The organism is Hamadaea sp. (assembly GCF_013362815.1).
Taxonomy (GTDB): domain Bacteria; phylum Actinomycetota; class Actinomycetes; order Mycobacteriales; family Micromonosporaceae; genus Hamadaea.
In genome coordinates this window covers 91,673-115,041 of record NZ_JABFVK010000043.1, presented here as the reverse complement: position 1 = coordinate 115,041, position 23,369 = coordinate 91,673, and the positions used below count along the sequence as shown (strand labels likewise).

At 70.1% G+C, this 23,369-nt stretch carries 20 protein-coding genes; 7 read left to right on the top strand and 13 right to left on the bottom strand.

Going from position 1 to position 23,369, the window contains the following annotated elements; all coding sequences use genetic code 11:
• Window positions 1-5 precede the first annotated feature (5 nt).
• The 3 genes from HOV77_RS20720 to HOV77_RS20710 all read right to left on the bottom strand — a co-directional run bounded on the left by HOV77_RS20720 (window position 6) and on the right by HOV77_RS20710 (window position 2,952).
• Window positions 6-710, bottom strand: coding sequence for a carboxypeptidase-like regulatory domain-containing protein (locus HOV77_RS20720; RefSeq protein ID WP_290864104.1), 705 nt, complete (start codon window positions 708-710; stop codon window positions 6-8).
• A gap of 117 nt (window positions 711-827) precedes the next feature.
• The gene (locus HOV77_RS20715) at window positions 828-1,874 is read right to left on the bottom strand and encodes a YihY/virulence factor BrkB family protein (RefSeq protein ID WP_290864102.1); all 1,047 of its coding nucleotides are present in this window, start codon (window positions 1,872-1,874) and stop codon (window positions 828-830) included.
• 166 nt (window positions 1,875-2,040) lie between these two features.
• On the bottom strand, window positions 2,041-2,952 hold the full coding sequence (locus HOV77_RS20710) for a LysR family transcriptional regulator (protein ID WP_290864100.1): 912 nt from the start codon (window positions 2,950-2,952) through the stop codon (window positions 2,041-2,043).
• A 71-nt stretch (window positions 2,953-3,023) separates the two neighbouring features.
• Between HOV77_RS20710 and HOV77_RS20705 the strand changes: the two genes are divergently transcribed.
• Genes HOV77_RS20705 through HOV77_RS20695 form a run of 3 tightly spaced genes read left to right on the top strand, consistent with a single transcriptional unit; the run spans window position 3,024 to window position 5,514 of the window.
• Window positions 3,024-3,944: an EamA family transporter gene (locus tag HOV77_RS20705; RefSeq protein ID WP_290864098.1), complete on the top strand. Its 921-nt coding sequence runs from the start codon at window positions 3,024-3,026 to the stop codon at window positions 3,942-3,944.
• Window positions 3,941-4,717 (top strand): imidazole glycerol phosphate synthase subunit HisF, encoded by a 777-nt coding sequence (hisF, locus tag HOV77_RS20700; protein ID WP_290864096.1) that lies wholly within the window; start codon window positions 3,941-3,943, stop codon window positions 4,715-4,717. Before HOV77_RS20705 ends, hisF begins: the two co-directional genes overlap by 4 nt.
• Before the next feature lie 38 nt (window positions 4,718-4,755).
• Complete coding sequence (locus tag HOV77_RS20695; RefSeq protein WP_290864094.1) at window positions 4,756-5,514, top strand: hypothetical protein; 759 nt, start codon at window positions 4,756-4,758, stop codon at window positions 5,512-5,514.
• Between the two features lie 94 nt (window positions 5,515-5,608).
• Here the strand turns inward: HOV77_RS20695 and HOV77_RS20690 are convergent, their stop codons facing one another.
• Window positions 5,609-6,244 (bottom strand): hypothetical protein, encoded by a 636-nt coding sequence (locus tag HOV77_RS20690; RefSeq protein ID WP_290864092.1) that lies wholly within the window; start codon window positions 6,242-6,244, stop codon window positions 5,609-5,611.
• A gap of 61 nt (window positions 6,245-6,305) precedes the next feature.
• On the opposite strand from HOV77_RS20690, the gene HOV77_RS20685 reads away from it, so the two are divergent.
• Window positions 6,306-7,775 (top strand): PLP-dependent aminotransferase family protein, encoded by a 1,470-nt coding sequence (locus HOV77_RS20685; protein ID WP_290864090.1) that lies wholly within the window; start codon window positions 6,306-6,308, stop codon window positions 7,773-7,775.
• Between the two features lie 229 nt (window positions 7,776-8,004).
• Here HOV77_RS20685 and HOV77_RS20680 read toward each other — a convergent pair whose 3' ends face one another.
• Window positions 8,005-9,831, bottom strand: coding sequence for a long-chain fatty acid--CoA ligase (locus HOV77_RS20680; protein ID WP_290864088.1), 1,827 nt, complete (start codon window positions 9,829-9,831; stop codon window positions 8,005-8,007).
• A 308-nt stretch (window positions 9,832-10,139) separates the two neighbouring features.
• Between HOV77_RS20680 and HOV77_RS20675 the strand changes: the two genes are divergently transcribed.
• Both HOV77_RS20675 and HOV77_RS20670 read left to right on the top strand, forming a co-directional pair.
• A complete protein-coding gene (locus HOV77_RS20675; RefSeq protein ID WP_290864237.1) occupies window positions 10,140-12,005 on the top strand; it encodes an ABC transporter ATP-binding protein in 1,866 nt (621 codons plus the stop codon).
• Window positions 12,002-13,789, top strand: a complete 1,788-nt coding sequence (locus HOV77_RS20670) for an ABC transporter ATP-binding protein (protein ID WP_290864086.1) — start codon at window positions 12,002-12,004, stop codon at window positions 13,787-13,789. Before HOV77_RS20675 ends, HOV77_RS20670 begins: the two co-directional genes overlap by 4 nt.
• Window positions 13,790-13,883: 94 nt before the next feature.
• Here HOV77_RS20670 and HOV77_RS20665 read toward each other — a convergent pair whose 3' ends face one another.
• The 5 genes from HOV77_RS20665 to HOV77_RS20645 all read right to left on the bottom strand — a co-directional run bounded on the left by HOV77_RS20665 (window position 13,884) and on the right by HOV77_RS20645 (window position 19,703).
• On the bottom strand, window positions 13,884-15,050 hold the full coding sequence (locus HOV77_RS20665; RefSeq protein ID WP_290864084.1) for an ROK family transcriptional regulator: 1,167 nt from the start codon (window positions 15,048-15,050) through the stop codon (window positions 13,884-13,886).
• A 132-nt stretch (window positions 15,051-15,182) separates the two neighbouring features.
• Window positions 15,183-16,337: an ABC transporter permease gene (locus HOV77_RS20660; RefSeq protein ID WP_290864235.1), complete on the bottom strand. Its 1,155-nt coding sequence runs from the start codon at window positions 16,335-16,337 to the stop codon at window positions 15,183-15,185.
• A 104-nt stretch (window positions 16,338-16,441) separates the two neighbouring features.
• Window positions 16,442-17,221 (bottom strand): ATP-binding cassette domain-containing protein, encoded by a 780-nt coding sequence (locus HOV77_RS20655; RefSeq protein ID WP_290864083.1) that lies wholly within the window; start codon window positions 17,219-17,221, stop codon window positions 16,442-16,444.
• Window positions 17,222-17,325: 104 nt separating this feature from the next.
• Window positions 17,326-18,420 carry a substrate-binding domain-containing protein gene (locus tag HOV77_RS20650; protein ID WP_290864082.1) on the bottom strand — a complete coding sequence of 365 codons (1,095 nt, stop codon included), beginning with the start codon at window positions 18,418-18,420 and terminating at the stop codon, window positions 17,326-17,328.
• 302 nt (window positions 18,421-18,722) lie between these two features.
• Window positions 18,723-19,703: a DUF5937 family protein gene (locus HOV77_RS20645; RefSeq protein ID WP_290864233.1), complete on the bottom strand. Its 981-nt coding sequence runs from the start codon at window positions 19,701-19,703 to the stop codon at window positions 18,723-18,725.
• A gap of 68 nt (window positions 19,704-19,771) precedes the next feature.
• Here HOV77_RS20645 and HOV77_RS20640 point away from each other — a divergent pair, with 68 nt between their 5' ends.
• Window positions 19,772-20,986 (top strand): MFS transporter, encoded by a 1,215-nt coding sequence (locus HOV77_RS20640; protein ID WP_290864081.1) that lies wholly within the window; start codon window positions 19,772-19,774, stop codon window positions 20,984-20,986.
• Window positions 20,987-21,062: 76 nt separating this feature from the next.
• Here the strand turns inward: HOV77_RS20640 and HOV77_RS20635 are convergent, their stop codons facing one another.
• The 3 genes from HOV77_RS20635 to HOV77_RS20625 form a co-directional block, all read right to left on the bottom strand.
• Window positions 21,063-21,668, bottom strand: a complete 606-nt coding sequence (locus HOV77_RS20635; RefSeq protein ID WP_290864080.1) for a TetR family transcriptional regulator — start codon at window positions 21,666-21,668, stop codon at window positions 21,063-21,065.
• 186 nt (window positions 21,669-21,854) lie between these two features.
• Entirely contained in the window at window positions 21,855-22,583 is a 729-nt protein-coding gene (locus HOV77_RS20630) for an ABC transporter permease (protein ID WP_290864079.1), read from the bottom strand.
• Entirely contained in the window at window positions 22,580-23,323 is a 744-nt protein-coding gene (locus tag HOV77_RS20625) for an ABC transporter ATP-binding protein (RefSeq protein ID WP_290864078.1), read from the bottom strand. Before HOV77_RS20625 ends, HOV77_RS20630 begins: the two co-directional genes overlap by 4 nt.
• Window positions 23,324-23,369: the final 46 nt, after the last annotated feature.

Sequence of the window (23,369 nt, the reverse complement as noted above, 5' to 3'; positions counted from 1 at the left end):
AGTCTTTACCGGGTGGGCAGATCGCAGCGGAGGATGAGGTCCGGGCCGTCGGGACCTCCGCCGATATCTCCGCCGGGTTCGACGGCGGCGACGAAGGTCCGGCCGCGCCCGGCCAGGCGTAGGCGTACCTCGCCGGTGTCGGGCACGCCCGCGACGGTGAACCGCCCGTGCGCATCGGTGGTGGCGGTCAGCGTGGTGCCGAGCACTTCGACCCGGACGGCCGCCAGCGGAACGTCGCCGGGGCCGACGACGGTGCCGGCCAGCGTCCGCCGGCCGATGTGCTCGATCTTCAGCGGATGGAGCACCGGCGGGGCCGGGAGTTCGGGGAAGGTGACGGCGGCGGGCAGATCGACGATCAGCGCCGGTCGCGGCGGTATGCCGAGCGCCTGCCACAGCGCCGGATCGCCCGCCGTCAGCAGGATCTCCGGCTCACCGGCTCGGACGGCAGCGATCAGCAGCCGGTCCAACGCGGGCAGCGGGCCGGTCACGAGGAACCGCACGGTGAACCGGTACGGCTCGCGGGGGCCGGTGCCGCGTGTCTGCCTCGCCGGGCGTACTTCCAGCGGGTAGACGGTGACGCCGCTGTCCGGCTTCCCGCCGGATTTCTGTTCCGCGGTGGACAGATGCGCGGCGGTGCCGGCCGTCCGCCCCAGCCAGTCGAGCAGCCGAGCGGAGGCCGCCTCGATGGGCCCGGGCCCGGGGTCGGTCATGCGGAGCATTCTGTGACGGCGCGATCACTATTCACAGTCACCGATCCGTCACATGGATGTCGCCGATCTAACGACAGCGCAGTCGCATTCGGGTGACGACACCATGACGTTGGGTAGCTAGTCTGAGGGGTTGGCCTCCGACAGGTGATCGTCCGTGAGTTCCTGGAGTTCGTGCTGCTTGGGGACGTCGCGGAGGGGCAGATAGGGCTCCGCGCGCGGGGGCAGCCCGGCCGCGATCGCCCGGGCGCGGCCGAGTTCAGCGTCGAACTCCGCGCCCAGCAGTACGGCCACATTGGTCAGCCACAGCCAGACGAGGAAGACGATCACCCCGCCGAGGGTTCCGTATGTCTTGTTGTACGACCCGAAATGGGCGACGTAGAAGGCGAACCCGGCGGACACCGCGATCCAGAGGATCACCGCGAACAGGCTGCCCGGGGTGATCCAGCGGAAGCCGCCCTGGCGGGCGTTGGGGCTCGCCCAGTAGAGCAACGCCAGCATCATCGTCACGCCGAGAATCAGCGCAGGCCATTTCACCACGTCGAAGACGCGTACGGTGGCGTCCTCGAAGCCGAGCGCCTTGCCGGTCTGCGCGGCCAGCCGCCCCGTGAACACGACCGCCAGCGCGCTCGCGGCGAGGAAGACGCCGGTGATCGCGGTGATGGCGAGCTGCGTCGGCACCGTCTTCCAGAACGGCCGGCCCTCGGGCACGTCGAAGATCCGGTTGGCGGCCCGCATGAACGCTCCGATGTAGCCGGTCGCCGACCAGAAGGCGATCACCAGACCGGCGACGGCCAGCACTCCCGCGGCCTGCGGGCTCGCCCGGAGGTTGTCGATGCCGTCGGCGACGATCTGCTGCGCCGGGCCGGGTGCGAGCTCGCGGATGTTCGCCTCCACGGCGCTCGCGGTCGAGTCGCCCAGCAGGCCCACCGCGGCGACGAGCACCAACAGGCCCGGGAAGATCGACAGGATGCCGTAATAAGTCAGGGCCGCGGCCATGTCGCCCAAGTCGTCGGCCACGAATTCCGTGATGGTACGCCGAAAGACGCGGGCCCAGGCTCGGAAGCCGAGGTCGGAGGGGTGCCGGGGCGCCCGTTTGAGCAACCGGAGGAGGCGGTCGCGATGCAGCCGGCCGGGTTCTGCGGTGCGCGGCGTCTTGGGGGCCATGACCGTAGTTATACCCATGACTGGCCGCCCGCCATGCGCCCCAGCCGTTTTGGCGCTGGCCGCTTTTGGCGCTGGATCAGGGATCTGGGTCGAATCTTGGCGCGAATACGACCCAGATCCCTGATCCGGCGCGGATCTTGCGACGCGCACGGGCGCGGGATCGCCGTCAGACGGCGGGGGCGGCGGGGGCGGTGGCGCGGTCGGCCCACGCGGTGCGCAGCGCAGCCACGGTCGCGCCGAGCGCCGGGCGTACCTCGGTCGCCTTGCGCCAGGCGACGACGACCCGCCGAGTCGGGGCGGGGTCGATCGGGACGACCGCCGTGCCCGGGACGGTGTGCGTACGCGCCAACCGGGGGATGAGGGCGACGCCGAGTCCGGCCGCCACCAGCGTCTGCTGGGTCTCGAACTCGCCGACCAGGAAGTCCGGGCGTACGCCGGGCAGCACGCGCATCAGCCAGTCGTGGCAGATCGTCCCGGGCGGCGACGCGATCCACCGTTCGCCACCGGCGCGGGCCAGCGGTCCGGGCGGCGCACCGGCCAACCGGTGTCCACTGGGGACGATGAGGTCGGCCCGGTCGTGGCCCAGCGTCACGTGGGCGACCCCGTCCGGCAGGGCCAGGCCGATCTCCGGCCAGTCGTCGGCGACCACCACGTCGGCCCGGCCCCGGATCAGCGCGTCCATCGCCTCGTAGGGATTGGTCTCGGCGATCCGGGTGGCCAGCTGCGGGTGCTTCGCCGCCAGCTCGGCCAGCGATCGGGGGAGCAGGCCCCGGCACGCGGTCGCGAACGCCGCGATGGTGATCGTGCCCGTGACGTCCTGGTGGTACGCCGCGAGCGCCGACTCGGCCTCGTCGACGGCGGCCAGCACCCGGGCGGCGTGGGCGGCGAGGATGTGCCCGGCGTCGGTCAGCCGCAACCCGCGACCGTCTCGTTCCAGCAGCCGCGTACGCGTTTCCCGGTCGAGCTTGGCGAGCTGCTGGCTCACCGCCGACGGGGTGATGTGCAGGGCGTCGGCCGCGGCGAGCACGCTGCCGTAGGTCGCCACCGCGTCGAGGGCCCGAAGTCGTCCGAGATCCATGTAGCGCAGCTTAACTCAGAATGAAGAACAATTCGCTGGTGCTAAATCGTGCCGTGAGCTGGGATGAGACCATGCGACCGCGCGACATTCTGCTGGCCGTCGGCATCGCCGCCGTCTGGGGCCTGAACTTCCTGTCGATCAAGCTCGGCCTCGACCGGATGCCCGCCCTGCTGTTCTGCTCGCTGCGGCTCTTCGCGGTCGGCCTGCCCCTGCTGGTGCTGCGCCGGGGTCCGGGCGTTCCATGGCGGTGGGTCTTCGCCTCGGCGCTCGCCTTGGGCGTACTGCACTTCTCGCTGTTCTTCTGGGGCATCGCGGAAGGCATGCCGGCCGGGCTCACCTCGCTCGTGCTGCAGAGCCAGGCGATCTTCACCGTCCTGCTGGCCGCCCCGCTGCTCCGCGAACGCCCCGGCTTCCGCCAGATCGCCGGGCTGCTGCTGGCGACCGGTGGGATGGCCGTCGTCGCCGCCGGAGTGGGCGGCGAGCGTCCGCCCTTCGCCTTCGCGCTGGTCATCGCGTCGTCGGCGTTCTGGGGGCTGAACAACATCATCATGCGGAAGGCGGCCCCGCCCGACATGGCGCGCTTCCTGATGTGGGTCGGGGCGGTCGGCGCACTGCCACTGCTCGGAATCTCGTTCGCCGTCGACGGGTACGCCGCCGACCTGGCCGCGCTCCGTGGGATCGACGCGACCGCGGTCGGGGCGATCGCGTACACCAGCGCCCTGTCGACCATCCTGGGCTTCGGGCTGTGGGGCGTGCTGATCCGCCGTTACGGCGCGGGCACGGTCGCCCCGTTCTCGATGCTCGTCCCCTTCTTCGGGATGTCCAGCGCCGCCCTCTTCCTCGGCGAGCGGCTCGAACTCACCGACATCCTCGGCGGTCTGCTGGTCGTCGGCGGCATCCTCCTCGGCGCGATCCGGCGGGTGACGCGTTCGTCTCAGCGGCCGGACTCCGACCGGGCCGGCGCGCCGGAGCCTGTACTTTCGAGGACATGACGGTTGCCGTACGGGTCATCCCGTGTCTCGACGTCGACGCCGGACGGGTGGTGAAGGGCGTCAACTTCGTCGACCTCCGCGACGCCGGGGACCCGGTCGAGCTGGCCGCCGCGTACGACGCCGCCGGGGCGGACGAGGTGACCTTCCTCGACGTCAGCGCCAGCTCCGAGGGGCGCGGGACGATGCTGGAGGTCGTCCGGCGTACGGCGGAGACGGTGTTCATCCCGCTGACCGTCGGCGGCGGCGTCCGCAGCGTCGAGGACGTGGACGTGCTGCTGCGTGCGGGCGCGGACAAGGTCGGCGTGAACACCGCCGCACTGGCTCGCCCGGAGCTGATCAGCGAGATCGCCCAGCGCTTCGGCAACCAGGTGCTCGTGCTGTCTCTGGACGTCCGGCGTACGCTCGACCGTCTTCCGCACGCGCCGAGCGGCTTCGAGGTCACCACCCACGGCGGGCGCAAACCGGCCGGGGTGGACGCCGTCGAGTGGGCCCGCCGGGTCGCCGAGCTGGGCGCGGGCGAGATCCTGCTCAACTCGATGGACGCCGACGGCACCAAAGGCGGATTCGACCTGGAGCTGATCGCCGCGGTCCGGGCGGCCGTCGACATCCCGGTGATCGCCAGCGGCGGAGCGGGCCGCGCGGAGGACTTCCCACCGGCGATCGACGCCGGCGCCGACGCCGTGCTGGCGGCCAGTGTCTTCCACTTCGGTGAGGTCAGCATCGCCGAGGTCAAGGACGCGCTCGGCGCGGCCGGGTACCCCGTCAGAATCTGACGTTCTCCGATGTCTGCTGGTGCGGTAGCGTGCCGAGCGTGACCCAGACGACCCCCGTGCTGCGGCCACCGGCGCCCGGACCCCGCCCGCAGACCCTGCTGTGGGTGCTGCTCGGTGCCCTGCCGCTGCTCATCGCGATCGGGTACGCCTCCGGCGTACTGCTGGCCAAGCGAGCCAACGCGATCGACGCCGAAGCACGGCACCGCCCCTCGGCGGCTGCGCTCGCCCCGTCGGCGTCCGTCTCGCGTACGCCGTCCCCGTCGCCGGTGCCCGCGCCGACCTGGCTCACCTCGACGAAGGCACCCGTGCTGCGGCCGGTCACCGGCAAGCCGGTGCTGGGACCGGCGTACGTCGACCGGGACACCACCTACACGGCCGCCTTCCCCGGATGGCCGTTCGCGTTCCGCCTCCCGGACGGGTGGAACTGCGTCAACGGCGACACGCTCCGGTCCGCCCCCGCGGCGTACCGCAAAGTATGTGTGGACGAGCTGACCCACTCGCCGGACCGGGCGGTGGTCCTGAGCCTGCTGCGCTGCGAGCGGGACTGCACTACGGCCCGGATGCGCGCACTGGCCCTGAGCTGGCTCGCGCAGGCCGGGACCCCGGTACGCGACGGCACGCGGACCTGGCACGTCGAGACGCCGCAGGACGGCAAGGGGTTGTGGGTCCTGGACCTCGCGCACGTGTTCACCTGGAACGGCGACGACTACCTCGTGGTCCTGTACGCCAACATGCCGCCCGCCGAGAAGGACGTCGCCCTCAAGATCGTCAACGACATCGTTGCGCAGGCGGGCTAGCCTGCGTTGCGCGCGTTGCTTGGGGCGGCCGCGTTTTCCGGGGATAACGCGGCATTGCGCCGCCGCAAGGGGACGTCATCCCGGGATATCGCCCTCAGACCTCGACCGGGACGGGAGCAGAAGCGGGCGTGACCACCGGAGTGCTCCGCACCGCGAACAGCGGGATGAAGACCTGCGCCAGCGGCCCGATGGCCAGCGCATAGAGAACTGTGCCGATGCCGAAGGTTCCGCCGAGCAGGAAGCCGATGGCGACGACCACGACCTCGATCGAGGTACGCGCGACCCGGATCGACAGCCCGCGCTTGGCCAGGCCGGTCATGAGCCCGTCGCGGGGGCCGGGGCCGAAGTGGGCCCCGATGTAGAGGCCAGTCGCGATCGCGTTGAGCAGTACGCCCCCGAGCAAGTAGGCGATCCGCACCCACATGGCCCGGGGCTCGGGCAGGACCAGCGCGGTCAGGTCAACGAACGGGCCGATGAGCAACATGTTGGCGATGGTGCCGAGGCCGGGCTTCTGCCGGAGTGGGATCCAGCACAGCAGAACGACCGCCGCCACAATGACGACGATCGTGCCGATCGTGAGCCCGGTCTTGGTGTGTAAGCCCTGGTCAAGCACGCTCCACGGCTGGTTGCCGAGGTGGGCGGCGATCATCAGCTGGATGCTCACGCCGTACAGGGCGAGGCCGGTCACGAGGCGGAGCAGGCGGCTGACGGTCTTGTCACCAAAGCGCATGCATGCCACTCTAGGGCCGAGTGGCCTCACGTAAAGCGGCCAATCGGCGGGAGGTGGCCTGATGAGTGGCTTGGTACGCGGTGGCCAGCTGGCCCGGCTGCTCGGCGAATGGCACGCGCTGCCGGCCCGCCGGCGCAGTCCGGACTACCTGGCGCTCGCCGGGTCGGTGCGCGGCCTGCTGACCGACGGCCGCCTGGCTTTGGGCGTACGCCTTCCGGCGGAACGCGAACTCGCCGAGGCGCTCGGGATCTCCCGGACGACGGTGTCCGCGGCGTACCGGGAACTGCGCGACTCCGGGCACCTGGCCAGCCGCCGCGGTTCGGGCAGTTGGACGACCCTCCCCGAGGGTATGCGCGTCGGGGCGAGCGGGCTCTGGGGACCTTCGCCCCAGGTGGAGCCGGGCGTGATCGACCTGAGCTGTGCCGCACCGGCTGCTCCGCCGGAGTTGGTGGAAGTGGCGCGCGCCGCCGTCGACGACCTCCCGGCGTACCTGGGTCAGGTCGGGTACTGGCCGTGCGGGCTCGACGTGCTCCGGGAAGTCGTCGCCGACCGGTACACCGCGCGGGGTCTGCCCACCCGGCCCGAGCAGATCCTCATCACCAACGGCACTCAGCACGCCCTCGACCTGGTCATCCGGCTGCACGTCCACCCCGGCGCGCCGGTGCTGACCGAGTCGCCGACCTACCCGGGTGCGCTCGCGGCGCTCGCCGGGGCGCGGGCGCGGATCGCGACGCACGGGCTGGGACACGGCGGCTGGGACGGTGAGCTGCTGCTCGACACGCTCCGGCAGACCCGGCCGCGGCTTGCGTACCTGGTGCCCGAGTTCCAGAACCCGACCGGTCACCTGATGCCGGTCAAGCTGCGCGAACAGCTTCCCGCCGTGGCGCACAGCGCCGGAGTCGACCTCGTCATCGATGAGTCCTTCGTGGACATGCACCTGTTCGACGACCGCGGCTCGATGCCGCCGCCGGTGGCCGCTTTCGACCGGCACAGCCGGGTCATGACCATCGGGGGACTGTCCAAACCGTACTGGGGCGGCATGCGCATCGGCTGGATCCGGGCCGCCGCACCACTCGTCCAGCGCCTCGCCGCGGTGCGGGTCGGCGTCGACATGGCCAGCCCCGTGCTCGACCAGCTCGTCGCGGTGCGGCTGCTGGCATACGGGCCGGGGGTGGTCGACGCCCGTCGGCCAGGTCTGCGGGCCCGGCGCGACACCCTGGTCCAGGCGCTCGCCGACCGCCTGCCCGAGTGGCGGGTCAGCGTCCCGGAGGGCGGGCTGACCCTGTGGGCCGAACTCGACGCGCCCGTCTCCAGCGCCTTGGCACGTGCGGCCGAAGCTCATGGCGTACGCCTCGCGCCCGGCCCTCGATTCGGCGTCGACGGGACGCTGGAACGGTTCCTGCGCATCCCGTTCACGCTGCCCGAACCGGAGCTGGTGGACGCGGTGGACCGGATCTCCGCCGCACGCTTCGACCTCGATCGGGCGCCGGATCGGGCGATCTACGCCGCCGACCAAGCCCTCATCGCCTGACGCCTGCCCGCCCCGCTCGCGCTGCCAGCCCCGCTTGGCCTGCCCCTTTCCGCGCGCCCCGCCCCTTTCCGCGCGGCCCGCCCCTTTCCGCGCGATCATGAACTAATGGTCGTGATCGGCCGGCGTGTCGTGTCCCGGGTGCCCTGATCGACTCCCCGGCGGCATGATCGACAACGACGGAAAACGCCTCCGCGCCGGGCAGCGCGGAGGCGTCTGGAGCGGGTGGAGGTCAGACCTCGGCGAGGCTGCCGGCGTACATCGCCTCGATCTCGGCTTTGAAGTTCGCCTCGATGATCCGCCGCTTCAGCTTCAGCGACGGGGTGATCTCGCCGTCTTCGATGGTGAGGTCCCGCGGCAGGATCGTGAACTTCTTGATGGTCTCCCACCGGTTGAGGCGGCCGTTCAGGTCTGCCACGGCGGCGGCGACGACCTCGTTCGCCTCCTTCGACGCGACGATGTCGGCGTACGACTTGCCTTCCAGCGGGCCGCCGTGCGACCAGGTCGTGACGGCCTCGGGATCGAGCGTGACGACCATCGTGCAGTAGTTGCGCGACTGGCCGATGACCAGGACCTGAGAGACCAGCGGGCACAGCGCCTTGAAGACGCCCTCGATGTGGCTGGGCGCGATGTACTTGCCGCCGGACGTCTTGACGAGGTCCTTCTTGCGGTCGGTGATCTTCAGGAAGCCGGCGTCGTCGAGTTCGCCGATGTCGCCGGTCCGGAAGTAGCCGTCCTCGGTGAACGCCGCGGCGGTCTCGTCGGCCAGGTTGTGGTACCCGCGCATGATCGGCGCGCCCCGCAGGAGCACCTCACCGTCGGTGTCGATCTTGATCTCGAGGTCGCCCAGGGCCGGGCCGACCGTCCCGATCCGCAGCGCTCCCGGCCGGTTGACGCAGTTGCCCGCGCTGGACTCGGTCAGGCCGTAGCCCTCCGAGATGGGCAGGCCTGCCGCAGCGAAGAACTCGGCGATCGGCACCGACAGCGGCGCCGAGCCGGAGACGAGGTAGCGGATGCGACCGCCGAGGCGGGCGCGCAGCTTTGAGAAGACCAGCTTGTCGGCGATCCGGTACTTCAGCGCCAGGCCGCCGGGCACCGGCCGGCCGGCCTGTTCGAGGGCCACCTTCTGCTTGCCGACGGCCACGGCCCAGCCGAAGATCTTCAGCTTCGCGCCGCCGTCTTCTTGTACGCCGGTGACGACGCGGTTGTAGACCTTCTCGAAGATGCGGGGCGCGGCCGCCATCAGCGTCGGGCGTACGAGGCCGAGGTTCTCGCTGATCTTGTCGACCCGTCCGTCCACATAGGTCTTCACGCCGACGTGGATGATGCCGCAGATCAGCGTCTTGCCGAAGGAGTGCGACAGCGGCAGCCAGAGGAACTGCAGGTCCTCGGGGATCAGTACGCCGACCTCGCCCTGCACGACACCTTCCCAGCACCAGCCGCGGTGGAGGAGCTCCACGCCCTTCGGGCGGCCGGTGGTGCCGGAGGTGTAGATGAGCGTCGCCAGATGGTCGGGCTCGATGCCGGCGACGAGGTCGTCGATGAGGCCGGGGTTGTCGGCGAGCGCCTGAGCGCCCTTGACCTCCAGATCGGCCAGGGTCAGCTGCGGTACGCCCGCCGCCGGGTCGGCCTCGCCGTCGATCAGCACGACGTGGGTGATCGACGGAACCGGGGCGGCGGCGAGCTTGGCGGCCTGCGCCGGGTTCTCGGCGATGAGCACCTTGGAGCCGGAGTCGGCGATGATGTAGCAGGCGTCTTCGGGCTCGGTAGTGGGGTAGACGGTCGTGGTCGCGCCGCCCGCGCACATGATGCCGAGGTCGGCCAGGATCCACTCGAGCCGAGTGCCGGCCAGGATCGCGACCCGGTCCTCGTGACCGATGCCGAGCGTGGTCAGCCCGGCGGCGATCTGCCGAGCCTGCTCACCGACCTGGGCCCAGGTGAGGTACTGGGGCTGCCCGTCCGGACCGGGACCGCCGAACGCCTCCTTGTCCGGGGTGGCGGCCACCCGGCTCAAGAACATCTCCGGAATCGACCGGTAGGGGACCTGGGTCGTGGTCATGGCCGAGCTGCCCTCCGAAATTCGGAACGTGATTATGGGTGACGTGCGCCACGTTTCTCTGGTGTTACCGAAGGGTAGCCGCACGTTCTCCCCTAAGCCATACCCGGCCGTATGGTTTCGGCTGCGTTGTGTGTTCGGCTGAGCCGTTCTTGGCCGGATTGTGACGCCACCCACAGCGGATTCCGGATAGCTTCGGCGCGCACTCTCAGTAAGGATGAACACCGGGTTAGGAACTTACGAGGGACAAGCGGGGCGTGGTGGCCGAGAGCGCGGCAGGCAGCAAGTCAACGGAGGACGGCCGAAAAGAGATCACCGGGCGCGACGTCATCGGTCGCGGCCTGCGGGTTCTCTGGGCCGGCGTACGTCATGAACCGAAGATCTTCACGATCGCGACGATCGGGAGCATCCTGTTCGGTCTCCTGACGATCGGGACGGCGTACGCGCTGGGCTACGTGGTGGGCCACGTGGTCGAGCCGGCTTTCGCCACGAAGCGTTACGAGTGGGGGACGCTGCTCCTCGCCGCCGGCCTCGTCCTGGCGGTCAGCGCCGGGAAGGTGATCGGCATCTTCGGCCGGCGGCTGGGCTCGGGGTTCATGCAGTTCCGGCTGCAAGCGGCGTACCGGCGCAAGGTGACGCGGCGCTATCTGGAGCTGCCGCCCGCCTGGCACGCCCGGCACTCGACCGGCTCGCTGCTGTCCAACGCCAACTCCGACGTCGAGGCGACCTGGTGGCCCATCGCGCCGCTGCCGTTCGCCATCGGCAGCATCGTGATGATGTTCGCCGCCGTCGTGGTCCTCTTCTTCACCGACTGGGTGCTGGCGCTGGTCGGCCTGGCGGTGTTCCCCGCGCTGTTCACCCTCAACGTCGTCTACTCCCGCCGGATGGCCCCCCGCCAGGCGAAGGCCCAGTCGTTGCGGGCGGCCGTCAGCGGGATCGCGCACGAGAGCTTCGACGGCGCGCTCGTCGTCAAGACGATGGGCCGCGAGCAGGCGGAGACCGAGCGGTTCGCGGCGAAGGCGCGCGAGCTTCGTGACGCGCTGATCCGGGTCGGCCGGCTGCGCGGCGTCTTCGACCCGTCGCTGGAGAGCCTGCCGAGCGTCGGCACCCTCGCCGTACTGGTGGCGGGGGCCTGGCGGGTCAAGACGGGTGCGATCGACCTGCAAGAACTCATCTCGGTGACGCTGCTGTTCACGGTGATGGCCTTTCCCGTCCGCTCGATCGGCTGGGTCCTCGGCGAGTTGCCCCGCTCGGTCGCGGGCTGGGACCGGGTGCAGCGGGTGCTGACCGCCACGGGGGAGATGGCGTACGGGGAAAGCGGTGTCCCGGGCAGCGGAGCGGCCGAGATCGCCTTCGACCGGGTCGACTTCGCGTACGTGGCCGGCGAACCCGTGCTGCACGACGTGACGTTCAAAGTGAAGCCCGGCAAGACGGTGGCCCTCGTCGGCCCGACCGGATCGGGCAAGTCCACCGTCGCCACGTTGGCCGCGCGCCTGCTCGACCCCGACTCCGGCGAGATCCGGCTGGGCGGCGTACCGGCGCCGAGTCTCGCGGCCGCCGACCTCGCGCAGACCGTGGCGCTCGTGCCGCAGCTGTCGTTCGCCTTCGACGACACCGTCCGGGCGAACGTCACATTGGACCGGCAGCACGCCGACGGCACGCCCATCTCCGACGAAGAAGCGTGGGCGGCGCTCGCGACGGCCCAGGTGAAGCCGTTCGTCGAGCGGTTGCCCGAAGGGCTCGACACCGAGCTCGGGGAGCGCGGCACGACGTTGTCCGGCGGACAGCGGCAGCGGCTGGTGCTCGCCCGCGCCCTGGCCGGGAAGCCGCGCGTACTGATCCTCGACGACGCGACCAGCGCGGTCGACCCCCGCGTCGAAGCGGCCATCCTCCGGTCGCTTCGGTCCGGCACCGACTCGGGCACCGGCGGGGCGACGATCCTCGTCGTCGCGTACCGGCGCGCGACCATCGCTCTTGCGGATGAAGTCGTCTATCTCGAGCAAGGCCGGGTTGTCGCGCACGGCACGCACACGCAACTCTTGGAGAGCGTCCCCGGGTACGCAGGCCTCGTGACCGCGTACGAGAAGGCGGAAGCCGAGCGGGACCGGTCCTATGACGCGGAGGAGCCCGAAGACGACCTCGAGGAGCCCGACACAGCGATGGAGATCGTCCGATGACCGCAGCGGCCGTACCTGACTCGACCGCCACCGCGACCACTTGGCAGACCCTGAAACGAGGCCTGTCGCTCTCGCCCGAGCTGCGTACCGGTCTGCTCGGCACATTGGGGCTCGCCATCTTGTCGATGGTCGGCCGGGTCGCCGTCCCGATCGCCATCCAGCAGGGCATCGACGAGGGCCTGCAGGCCGAGCACGGACCGGACCTGGCCCGCATCACCATCGGCGCGCTGCTCACCGTCGCCATCCTCGTCTGCACTACGGCCTGCGGCTACCTGATGATGAAGCGACTCTTCACGGTGTCCGAGACGGCGCTGGCCTCGTTGCGCGTACGCACCTTCCGGCACATCCACGATCTGTCGATGCTGCACCAGCAGACCCAGCGGCGGGGCGTACTGGTCGCCCGGGTCACCTCCGACGTGGACTCGATCACCCAGTTCCTCCAGTGGGGCGGCGTGATCCTGCTGGTCAACAGCGGCCAGATCCTCGTGACCACCCTCGTGATGGCGTTCTACTCGTGGGAACTGACGCTGGTGGTGCTCGCCGCGTTCGTGCCCTCGGCGTACCTGATCAAGAAGTTCCAGCCGATCCTGTCGACCTTCTACGTCGAGGTACGCAAGCGGGTCGGCGCGCTCTACGGTGCGGTCTCCGAGGCGGTCGTCGGCTCGGCGGTCATCCGCGCTTACGGCGTCGGTGCGCGTACCCAGGAGAAGCTGGACGAGACGATCGGCAGCTACGAGCGGGCCCAGAAGCGAGCCTTGCGGATGAGCGTGACCAGCTTCTCCACCGGTGAGCTGGCGGCGGGCCTGGCGATGTCCGCGGTCGTGATCGTCGGCGTGGTGCTGGGCGTGGGCAAGCACCTGGAGCTCGGTGAGCTGGTGGCGTTCCTCTTCCTGGTGACGCTGTTCATCCAGCCGGTGCAGATCGCGACCGAGGTGCTCAACGAGGCGCAGAACGCGATCTCGGGCTGGCGTCGCGTGCTGGACGTCCTCGACGAGAAGCCGGACGTGGCCGACCCGGCGCACGACGGTGTGGACCTGCCGTCCGGCGCGCTGGACCTCACCTTCGAGCACGTCAGCTTCAACTATCCGGCCGGGCCGCGCGTCCTGCACGACGTCCACCTCGAGATCCCGGCGAAGACCAAGGTCGCGGTGGTCGGCGAGACCGGCAGCGGCAAGACCACCTTCGCCAAGCTGCTCACCCGGCTGATGGACCCGACCGAGGGCCGCGTCCTGCTGTCCGGAGTGGACCTGGCGACCGTGCGCTTCGAGTCGCTGCGGTCGCACGTCGTGATGGTGCCGCAGGACGGCTTCCTCTTCGACGACACCATCGGGGCGAACGTACGCTTCGCGCGGCCGTCGCTGACCGACGACGAGCTGACCGCCGCCTTCGCCGAACTCGGGCTCGGCGACTGGCTGGCCGGTCTCCCCGAAGGCCTCGCGACCTCGGTCGGGGAGCGGGGCGAGGCGCTCAGCGTCGGTGAACGGCAGCTCGTGGCCCTCGCCCGGGCGTACGTGGCCGACCCGGATCTGCTCGTCCTCGACGAGGCGACCAGCGCCGTCGACCCCGCCACCGAGGTGCGCCTCCAGCGCACCCTGGACGCGGTCACCCGCGGCCGGACGACCGTTGCCATCGCCCACCGGTTGTCCACGGCGCAAGCCGCGGACGAAGTGATCGTGGTGGACAAGGGCGTCATCGTCCAACGTGGACCGCACGAGGAGCTCGTGGCCCAAGAGGGTTCGGTGTACGCCCGCCTCTACGCCAGCTGGCTCGAACAAACCCGCTAGGTCGTTGCGACCGGATCAGGGATCTGGGTCGTATTCGCGCCAAGATTCGACCCGGAACCCTGATCCAGCGCGATAAAACGGGGGGTGGGAGGGCTCAGCCGAGCGGGTCGGCGAGCAACTGCTCGAAGGCGAGTTCGGCCGCGCCGAGCAGCGCCGCGTCGTCCCCGAGTTGCGGCGTACGCAGCCGAACGTGCTCCCGGCAGGCGGCCAGCGCGTTGTGGTTGAGGCGGCTACGGACCTGGGCGGCCGACGCGAGATAGACGTCGCGCATGGTGCCGCCGAAGACGACGAGTTCTGGGTTGAAGATGTTGACGAGGTTGGCGACGCCGAACCCGAGCCAGTCGCCGACGTGCCGGACGGCCGCCTGCGCTTCGGCGTCACCCCGGGCGGCGGCGTCCACGACGGCCAGTACGGCGTCCCGGCCGAGCTGACCGGTCCGCCCCGCGTGCCGGAGCAGTGATTCCTCGCCGATCTCGGTCTCCCAGCAACCCCGGGAACCGCACCCGCACGGCCGTCCGTTCGGGTTCACGACCATGTGGCCGACTTCGCCGCCGTAGCCGCCGTGCCCGGTGACGCGCCGGCCGCCGGCGATGATGCCCGCGCCGATGCCGACGTCGCTGTACACGTAGATGATGTTCGAGCAGCCCTGGGCCGAGCCCCGGGTGTGCTCGGCCAGCGCCGAGAGGTCGGCGACATTGCCCACGACCACGCTCGGCAGCAGATCGGGCAGCTTCTCCCGCAACTCCGCCCCGACCGGCTGATCTAGCCAGCCCAGGTGGGGACCGAGGCGTACGACGCCGTCGGCGCGGCGGACGAGGCCGCAGACGGCCACCCCCGCCCCGATGCAGCGAGCGCCGGGGCCGACGCCGGCCTCCATCGACTCGATGAACTCCCGCAACGGGGTGACGACGTCCTCCGCGGGACGTTCGGCCTCCCGGCGATCCATGATCACGCCGCCGAGCCCGATCCGGGCCGCGCTGATCCGGTCGACGCCGATGCTGGCGGCGTACGCGTAGACCTGCTCGGAGGACGCGCGGACCACAAGGGACGGACGGCCCGCGCGCCCGGTCTCCCGAGGCGCCTCCTCGCTGACGAGGCCGACGGCCGCGAGCTCCGCGGTGAGCGCGCCGATGGTGGAGCGGTTGAGACCGAGCTCGGAGGTGAGTTCCGCGCGGGAGATCTGGCCGCGCACATGCACGAAGCGCAGCAGCGCCCCGAGGTTCTGGCGCCGGATCTCCTCCTGGCTCGGTCCCGCCCGCATTCAGCGTCCTTTCCGGACAGTCATCTCGTCGCGTTCGCGCTGGATCACGGTTCCCGGTCGAATCTTGCCCCAAGATTCGACGCGGAACCCTGATCCAGCCAGCGGCATCTCAGTCGTCCTCGGCGCGCCCGGCTAGGAGACCGCCGAGCGTCGCCGAGACAGGGCGTCGACGCCCGCGGCGAGCAGCAGCACGGAGCCGGTCACAACGTACTTGACCCAGGAGCTGTAGCCCATCAAGCCCATGCCGTTGTTGATGACGGCGACCACCGCTCCGCCGAGGACGGCGTCGAGCACCCGGCCACGGCCGCCGAAGAGGCTGGTGCCGCCGACGACCGCTGCGCCGACGGCGTACAGCAGGACGTTGGAACCACCGGTGTTCGGGTCCACCGAGCGGGCTTGGCTCGCCGCGATGATGCCGCCGATCGCCGCCATGCCGGAGCAGATGACGAACGCCGAGATGCGGATGCGGTCCACCGAGATGCCGGCTCGGCGGGCCGCCTCGACGTTGCCGCCGACGGCGTACACGTGGCGACCGAACCTGGTGCGGCGCAACACGACCGTCCAGAGGATGAGCAACACCGCGATGATCGGGACGATGATCGGCATGCCCTTGAGCGAGCCGAAGATCAACGGATTGCGCGAGCGCTCCTGATTGAGCACGGCGACGGCGACCCCGAGCAGGACGGCCAGACCGCCGATGCGGACGGCGATGATCTCCCACGGGTCGGAGTTCAGGCCGCGGCCCATTCGCTTGATCTTGATGACGATCTGGACGACGGCGAGTGCGGCCACGGCGACAGCGGCGAAGACCCAGCCGAGCAGCGGCGAGAGGAACTCGTTCTCCAGCGCGATGATGACCGTCTGGTTGTCGCGGATGGAGATGTTGGTGCCCTCCTTCAGCAGCTTGAGGACGACACCCTGGAAGGCGAGGAAGGCGGCCAGCGTGACGACGAACGAGGGGATGCCCACCTTCGCCACGAGGAACCCGAGCAGGAAGCCGATCGCGACGCCGGTTGCGATCGAGACGCCGACGGCGGCGTACCAGGGCCAGCCCTCGTTGGTCAGCAGGATCGCGAGCACGGCCGCGCAGACCCCGGAGGTGAACCCGGCCGACAGGTCGATCTCGCCGAGCAGCAGGACGAAGACCAGGCCCATCGCGATGACCGTGATCGGCCCGCCCTGGGTGAACAGGTTCGCCATGTTGGAGGGCGTCAGGAAGTTCGGATTGGCCAGCGTGAAGACCGCGCACAGCACGATCAGGCCGGCGACCGCAGGCAACGCGCCCATTTCACCGCCGCGCAACTTACGGCCGTAGTTCTTCGCGTACGCGAAGAGCGGGCTGTCGGCGCCCCCGTCGGACGGGGCGACCGTCGTGGTGGTCGTCGCGGTGCTCACAGTGCCTCCTCCGGCTGCAGGCCGAGGCTGCCGCTGCGACCGGCGGTGATCAGCTCTACGACTTGGGCGTGGGTGACGTCGGTCGTCTTGACCTGGGCCGCCATACGTCCCAAGTAGAGGGCGGCGATCCGGTCGGAGACGGCGAAGACGTCGTTCATGTTGTGCGAGATGAGCACGACGGCGAGGCCGTTGTCGGCCAGGCGGCGTACCAGTTCGAGAACCTGGGCGGTCTGCGCGACACCGAGCGCCGCGGTCGGTTCGTCGAGGATGACCAGGCGGCTGTTCCACAGCACGGCCTTGGCGATGGCCACGGTCTGGCGCTGACCGCCGGAGAGGCTGGAGACCAGCTGGCGCACCGATTTCACGGTACGCACCGACAGCCCGGCCAGGGTCTTCTGGGCCAGTTCCTCCATGCTCGGCTCGTCCAGGATGATGCCGCTCAGGCGTTCCCGGCCGAGGAACATGTTCTGGACGATGTCGAGGTTGTCGCAGAGCGCGAGGTCCTGGTAGACGATCTCGATGCCGTGGTGGGCGGCGTCCCGCGGGCCGTGGATGTGCACGCGTTCGCCGGCGACCAGCACTTCGCCGGAGTCGCTGGTGTATATGCCGCTGATGCACTTGACCAGGGTGGACTTGCCGGCGCCGTTGTCACCGACGAGCGCGGTCACCTCGCCGGCCCGGACGGTGAAGTCGACGTCGCGCAGCACGTGCACGGGGCCGAAGCTCTTGTTCACGCCCCGTAGCTCCAGCAGGGGAGGGGCGGTGGTGTCGCTCACTGGTGGTTCTCCTCGGGGTGGGGCGCCGCGACGGGGTACGGGCGGAGGAAAGGCTCGCCGACGTCAGCAAACGCCGGCGAGCCGTCCAGTCTTGCAGCGGAAGGTCAGCTGATGCCGGCCTCGGTGCACTTGGCCGCGAACTCGGCGGTGCACAGCTCAGCCTTGGTGACGTAGCCGTCCGTGACGACGTCCTTCACGTTGGCGAAGGTGATGGCCTGCGGCTCGAGCAGAACCGACGGGATGGCCTTCTGGGTGGTGGGGTCGGTGACCGTCTTGCCGGTCTCCTTCTTCTCCCCCTTGGCCAGCGCGATCGCCAGGGCGGCGGCGTTGTCCGCCTCCTTCTTGACCGCCTTGTAGACCGTCATGCACTGGTCACCCGCGAGGATGTTCTGCAGACCCTGCACGGTCGCGTCCTGGCCGGTCACCGGGACCTTGCCGTTCAGCTTGTTCTTCTTGAGGATGGTGATCGCCGCGTTGCCCAGACCGTCGTTGGCCGCGAGGACCCCGTCGATCTTGCCCTTCTGCCGGGTCAGCATCTGCTCGAAGATCGTGCCCGCGGTGGTGTTGTCCCAGTCCGGGACGGACTCGTCCGGACCCTTGACGTAGTCGCCGCTGTCGTACTTCGGCTTGAGGATCGAGTCGTAGCCGTTCTTGAAGAGCGTCGCGTTGTTGTCCGTCGGCGAGCCGTTGAGCTCGGCGATGACCGGCTTGGTGGCGTTCTTCTTGGTCAGGCAGTCGACCAGGCCCTGGCCCTGCAGCTTGCCGACGGCCTCGTTGTCGAAGCTGACGTAGTACTGCGCGTTGCCACCGAGCGTCAGGCGGTCGTAGTCGATGGTGGCGACGCCCTGCTGGCGCGCCTTGTCGATGACGGCCTTGCCCGTACCCGAGTCCAGGTTGACGATCATCAGAACGGTCGCGCCGTTGGTGATCATCTGGTCGGCGATCGTCTGGAACGCCGCCTTGTCGTTCTGCGCGTTCTGGATGTCGTACTTGACTCCCGCGGCCTTGAACGCGGCCTCGAGGTACTTGCGGTCCGCGGTCTCCCAGCGGGCCGAGGACTTGCTGTCCGGCAGGATCACGCCGATCTTCGGCTCTTTCGTGGTGCCGGAACCGGTGTTGTCGTCGTTGCCGCCACAGGCGGCGAGGGTGCCGACCGTCATGACGCCGACGGCGGTCAGGGCAAGGAGGCTCCTGCGCATCTTCGCTCGGTTTCCTCTCGGGGGATGGGCGGGGCGCGGGTTAGGGGAAACGTGCGACCGGTCACACGATGGTTTGTTGTGCCCGGCAACGTATGTTGTCGCGAGGTGTCCGCGCAAGGGCATGGTTTGTTGCTGGCGATAACAATTCAGTCACACAGTTTTTACTTGCGAAGAAACCCAGGTGGCGTCGTATGCGGATCACGGATACGCAGGCTTCCGGGGCGGTCGGAAGCATGCATAACCGTGATCTGCAGCTAAAAGGGGCGCAGCGAGCGGCGCGAGCGGGCGGGCGAGCGAGGGGGCTACGGCGAGGAGCCCGCCAGGGCGTCGCCGATCGGCGTACGCCCATAAAGGACAGATCGCCCGTCCCGGGCCCGCCGAACGAGTCCGGCCCGCAGCAGGACGGCGAGGTGATCGCCGACGGCTCCGGTGGCCAGGCCGAGGCTGCGGGCGAGTTGGGTCGTGCTGGCCGGATCGTCGAGGGCCAGCAGCAACCGGGCGCGTGACCGTCCTAAGAGGTCGGCCAATGCGTCCGGGGCGGCCGGTGGCTGCCGCTCCCACAGCGCGGCCACCCCTCGGGCCGGATAGATGATCGCCTTCGGCCACGGCGAGTCGGAGTACGCCGCCAGCCCAGGCCAGATGTGTGCGGACGGGATCAGCAGCAGGCCCTCGCCGCCGAGGTCGACGTGGCCCCGGCTGCGCAGCGCGCGTACGTCGATGCCGCCGTCGCGCCAGCTGACCTCGGGATGCAGCCCGTCCAGCGCCGCCGCCCAGCCGGATCGGGCGAGCAGTCCGGCCCGATGGACGACGTCGCGTTCGCAGATCGCCCGCAGCTGCGGCCAGTCCGGTGCGATCAGTTCGTGCCAGGCGGCGTCGAGCGCCGTCGCGATCCGTTCGACGACGTTCCGGCTGCGCAGGACTGCGAGCACCCGGGGCTCGGCGGTGGGCCGGCGGCGGAGGCAGTCGGCGATGTCGGCTCGGGCCACCCGCAGCGGAGTCGCCCGGGTGGCGGCCAGGTCGTCGGCCCAGGTCTGGGCCAGGCCCGACGGTGGCCAGGCGGTGAAGTTCGGCCCGCCATGGGCGTAGTTCAGCGCCAGCATGGCGTCCAGTTCGGTCTCCCGGCGCAGACGCTCGAAGGCGGGCCGGAACCGGTCCAGCGACGGACGCGTACCGGAGTGGCGGTCGAAGCCGCAGAGCCGGCGCAGCACCTGTGCCAGCTCCATCGCGGGGGACAGGGCGAACCGGCTGTGCAGCAGGTCGTCCGGTCCGGCCTCGAATCGCATCACAACTTGACCTTACGTCGCTCGGCGAATCATTCGAGCCGGTCCGCCGCCGCCACCAGGCTGTCCCCGTGACGACACTGCTCCAGCCCGAGGTCCAGCGGGCGACCTACCGCGAGGTACTCGCCGACCCGATCTACCGCCTGCTCTTCGTGACGCGCTCGCTCGCGATCGCGGCCGACTCGCTGCGCATACTCGCGCTGTCCGTGCTCATCTACGCGGCCACGTCGTCGCCGCTCCTGGGTGCGCTCGCGTTCGGCGCGGGGTTCCTGCCCCAGCTCATCGGCTCGACGCTCGTCGGGTCGCTCGCGGATCGCGTCCGCCCGCGCTTCGTGATCTTCATCGGGTACGCCGTGGAATGCGTCTCGGCGGTGCTCCTGGCGACGGTTCCGCTCCCGGCGTGGGCCTGTCTCGTGCTGGTGGCGGTCATCGCGACCTTCGTACCCGTCTTCGGCGGCGCGTCGGCGCGGGTCGTCGCCGAGACGCTGACCGGGGACGCGTACGTGCTCGGGCGGGCGCTCACCTCGATGTCGGCCTCGGCGGCGCAGCTCGTCGGCCTGGCCGGTGGCGGGGCGGCGATCGCCCTGCTGGGCAGTCCGCAGCACGCGTTGCTGGTGAGCGCGGTGCTCCACGCGATCGCCGCGATCACGATCCGGCTGCGGATGCCGAACCTCCCCGCCGTCCCGGCGGCTCCCGGCGGTGGCGTCGTCCGGCACAGCTGGCAGGCCAACCGCACCCTGCTCGGGGATCGCGCCGTACGCCGTCTCATGCTCGCGCAATGGCTCCCACCGGCGTTCTCCGTCGGCGCGGAGGGGCTGCTCGTCGCGTACGCGGCGGAGCGGGGATTCCCGGCGGGGACGGCCGGCTATCTGCTGGCCTGCCTGCCCGTCGGGATGTTCGCCGGGGACCTCGTCGTCGGGCGGTTCGTCGCTCCGCGTACGCGAGAACGGCTGGCCGCGCCGCTCGTGGTGCTGCTGGGGTTGCCCGTGGTCGTGCTCGGCCTGGAGATACCCGTGGTGGTCGTCGCCGCTTTGCTGGTGCTGTCCGGCGCCGGTTTCGCATACACGTTGGGCTTGCAACGGAGCTTCGTCGACGCGTTGCCGGAGGAGCTGCGCGGCCAGGCGTTCGGCGTGCTCGGCTCGGGTTTGATGACCGCGCAAGGCCTGGGTCCGGCGGTCTTCGGGGCCATCGCGCTGACCACCGGAGCAACCGCGGCCGTAGCGCTGGCGGGTGCGGCCGCCGCGGCCTGTGCGCTGATCGTCCGCGCGAGTTCCGCGCGATCATGAACTAGTCGGGGTGATCAACGGCGTTTTCCCAGGTCGCCATTCCGGTTTCCGGGTGATCAACTCCACGACCGAGTGATCACCCGCCGAGCGTCGGAAGCGGGTCGCTGATGTAGCGCTGAATCGTCGGCCCGATCATGGCGACGAGGTCCTCGACCGGCGCGCTGGCGATCGGTTCGAGCTTGATGATGTACCGCATCATGGCGAGCCCGGCGAGCTGCGAGGCGACAAGCGCCGCCCGGGCCGGAGCTTCGGCCGGATCGAGGCCCAGCTGCTTGATGACTCGCCGAAGGATCTGGGTGACGAGGAATTCGCGCAGCATCCGCGCGCCTAGTTCGTTGCTCATTCCCGACCGGATCAGCGCCGCGCCGACACTGCCGGCAGGGGAGTCCCATACTTTGACGAACATCCGGATCAGCGTCTCGCCCGCGTGCTCCACGCCGTTGCCGGCGATTCCGTCGATGATGGTGCGCGGGTCGATCGGCACCTTCATCGTGGCGAGGAACAATTGCTCCTTGGAGCCGAAATAGTGGTGTACCAGGGCGGGGTCGACCTCGGCTCCGGCGGCGATCTGGCGTACGGTCGCCCCGTCGAAGCCGCGCTCGGCGAAGGCCTGCCGCGCCGACGCCAGAATCGCCTCACGCGTGTCCGGGCTGCCAGGGCGGCGGCCGGTCCTCTTCGCCATCACGGTGATCCACCTTAACGTCGCGCTGCTTGCCGATCGGCGCCCCGCGCCCCCTCCCGCCCCGAGCCCCGAGCCGCCTCCCGCCCCGCCCCGAGCCCCGCGCCGCTTCCCGCGTTGATCATGGACTTCGGGGCGGCGAATCGCCGGCGAACCGAACCCTAGGTTCATGATCAACGCGGGAGGGGGTCACGGCGTACGCCGTCGCAGGGTCAGCGAGGCGAGCACCAGGGCCAGCACCACGACTCCGGCGACGATGCCGAGGTCACGCCACATCGTCGCGGTGGCGTCGGCGTGCGCGCCCACTTGCTGGAGGGCTTCGACGGCGTACGTCAGCGGCATGACGTCGCTGATCGCCTGGAGCCACCCGGCCATCTGGTCCCGGGGGACGAACAGCCCGCACAGGAGGATCTGCGGCAGGGCGACCACTGGCATGAACTGGACCGCCTGGAACTCCGTCTGGGCGAACGCGCTGGCCAGCAGCCCGAGCGCCACCCCCAGGACGGCGTTGGTGACGGCGATCAGGATGACCAGCGCCGGACTGCCCGCGGTGTCGAGATCCAGCAACCAGTACGCCAAAGCGCTGGCGATGGTCGCCTGGATCGCGGCGGCCAGGCCGAACGCGATGCCGTACCCGAACAGCAGATCCGTCCGCCGCAACGGCGTCGTCAACAGTCGTTCCAGCGTTCCGGTGGTCCGCTCGCGGAGCATCGCGATGCTGGTCACCAGGAACATGATGATGAACGGGAACAGCCCCAGCATGATCAGGGCGACCCGGTCGAAGACCATCTCCTGGTTGTCGTACATGAAGTACAGCAACGTCAGCAGTAGCGTCGGGACCGCCACGAGCAGCGCGATCGTGCGCTTGTCGTGCCGCAGTTGCCGGAGGATCCGGGCAGTGGTGTGCAGCAGCGTCATCGCGACTCACCCTTCTGCGGGGCACCCTGATCCAAGGCGTCGCCGTGGCGGCGGATGAGCGTCAGGAACGCCTGGTCGAGGTCTTCGGTTCCGGCGGAAGCCTTGACCGCCGCCGGAGTGTCGTCGGCGATCAGCTCGCCGCGGCGGATCAGCAGCAACCGGTCGCACCGGTTGGCCTCGTCCATCACGTGACTCGAGACCAACACGGTCGCACCGTCGGCCGCCAGCTGCCGGAAACGCGCCCACAACTCGTCCCGGAGGACGGGGTCCTGCCCGACCGTGGGCTCGTCGAGCACCAGGATCTCCGGCTTACCGACCAGTGCACACGCCAGCGAGGCCCGGCTGCGCTGGCCGCCGGACAGGTCGCCGACGAGCTGGGTGGCCGCGCCGCCGAGGCCGACGTCGACGACCACCTGATCGGCATGCGCACTGTCGAGCCCGTGCAGTGCGGCGAAGTAACGCGCGTTCTCCCGGACCGTCAGGTCGGCGTACACGCTGGGTGCTTGGGTCAGATAACCGATCTTGTGGCGGAGCGCGGCCGACCCGGCGGGCTGGCCGAGCACGGTCACGGTGCCGCTCCGGACGAGCTGGACCCCGACCACCGCGCGCATCAGCGTGGTCTTGCCGGAGCCGCTGGGGCCGAGCAGCCCGGTGATGCTGCCGGTCGGGACGCTGCACGTGAACCCGTCGAGTACGCGCAGCTTGCCGCGATCGACCACCAGGTCTTTGACCTCGATCACTGAATACTCAGCTCCTCCCAGATTTCATTGCCTGTTGAATTCAACG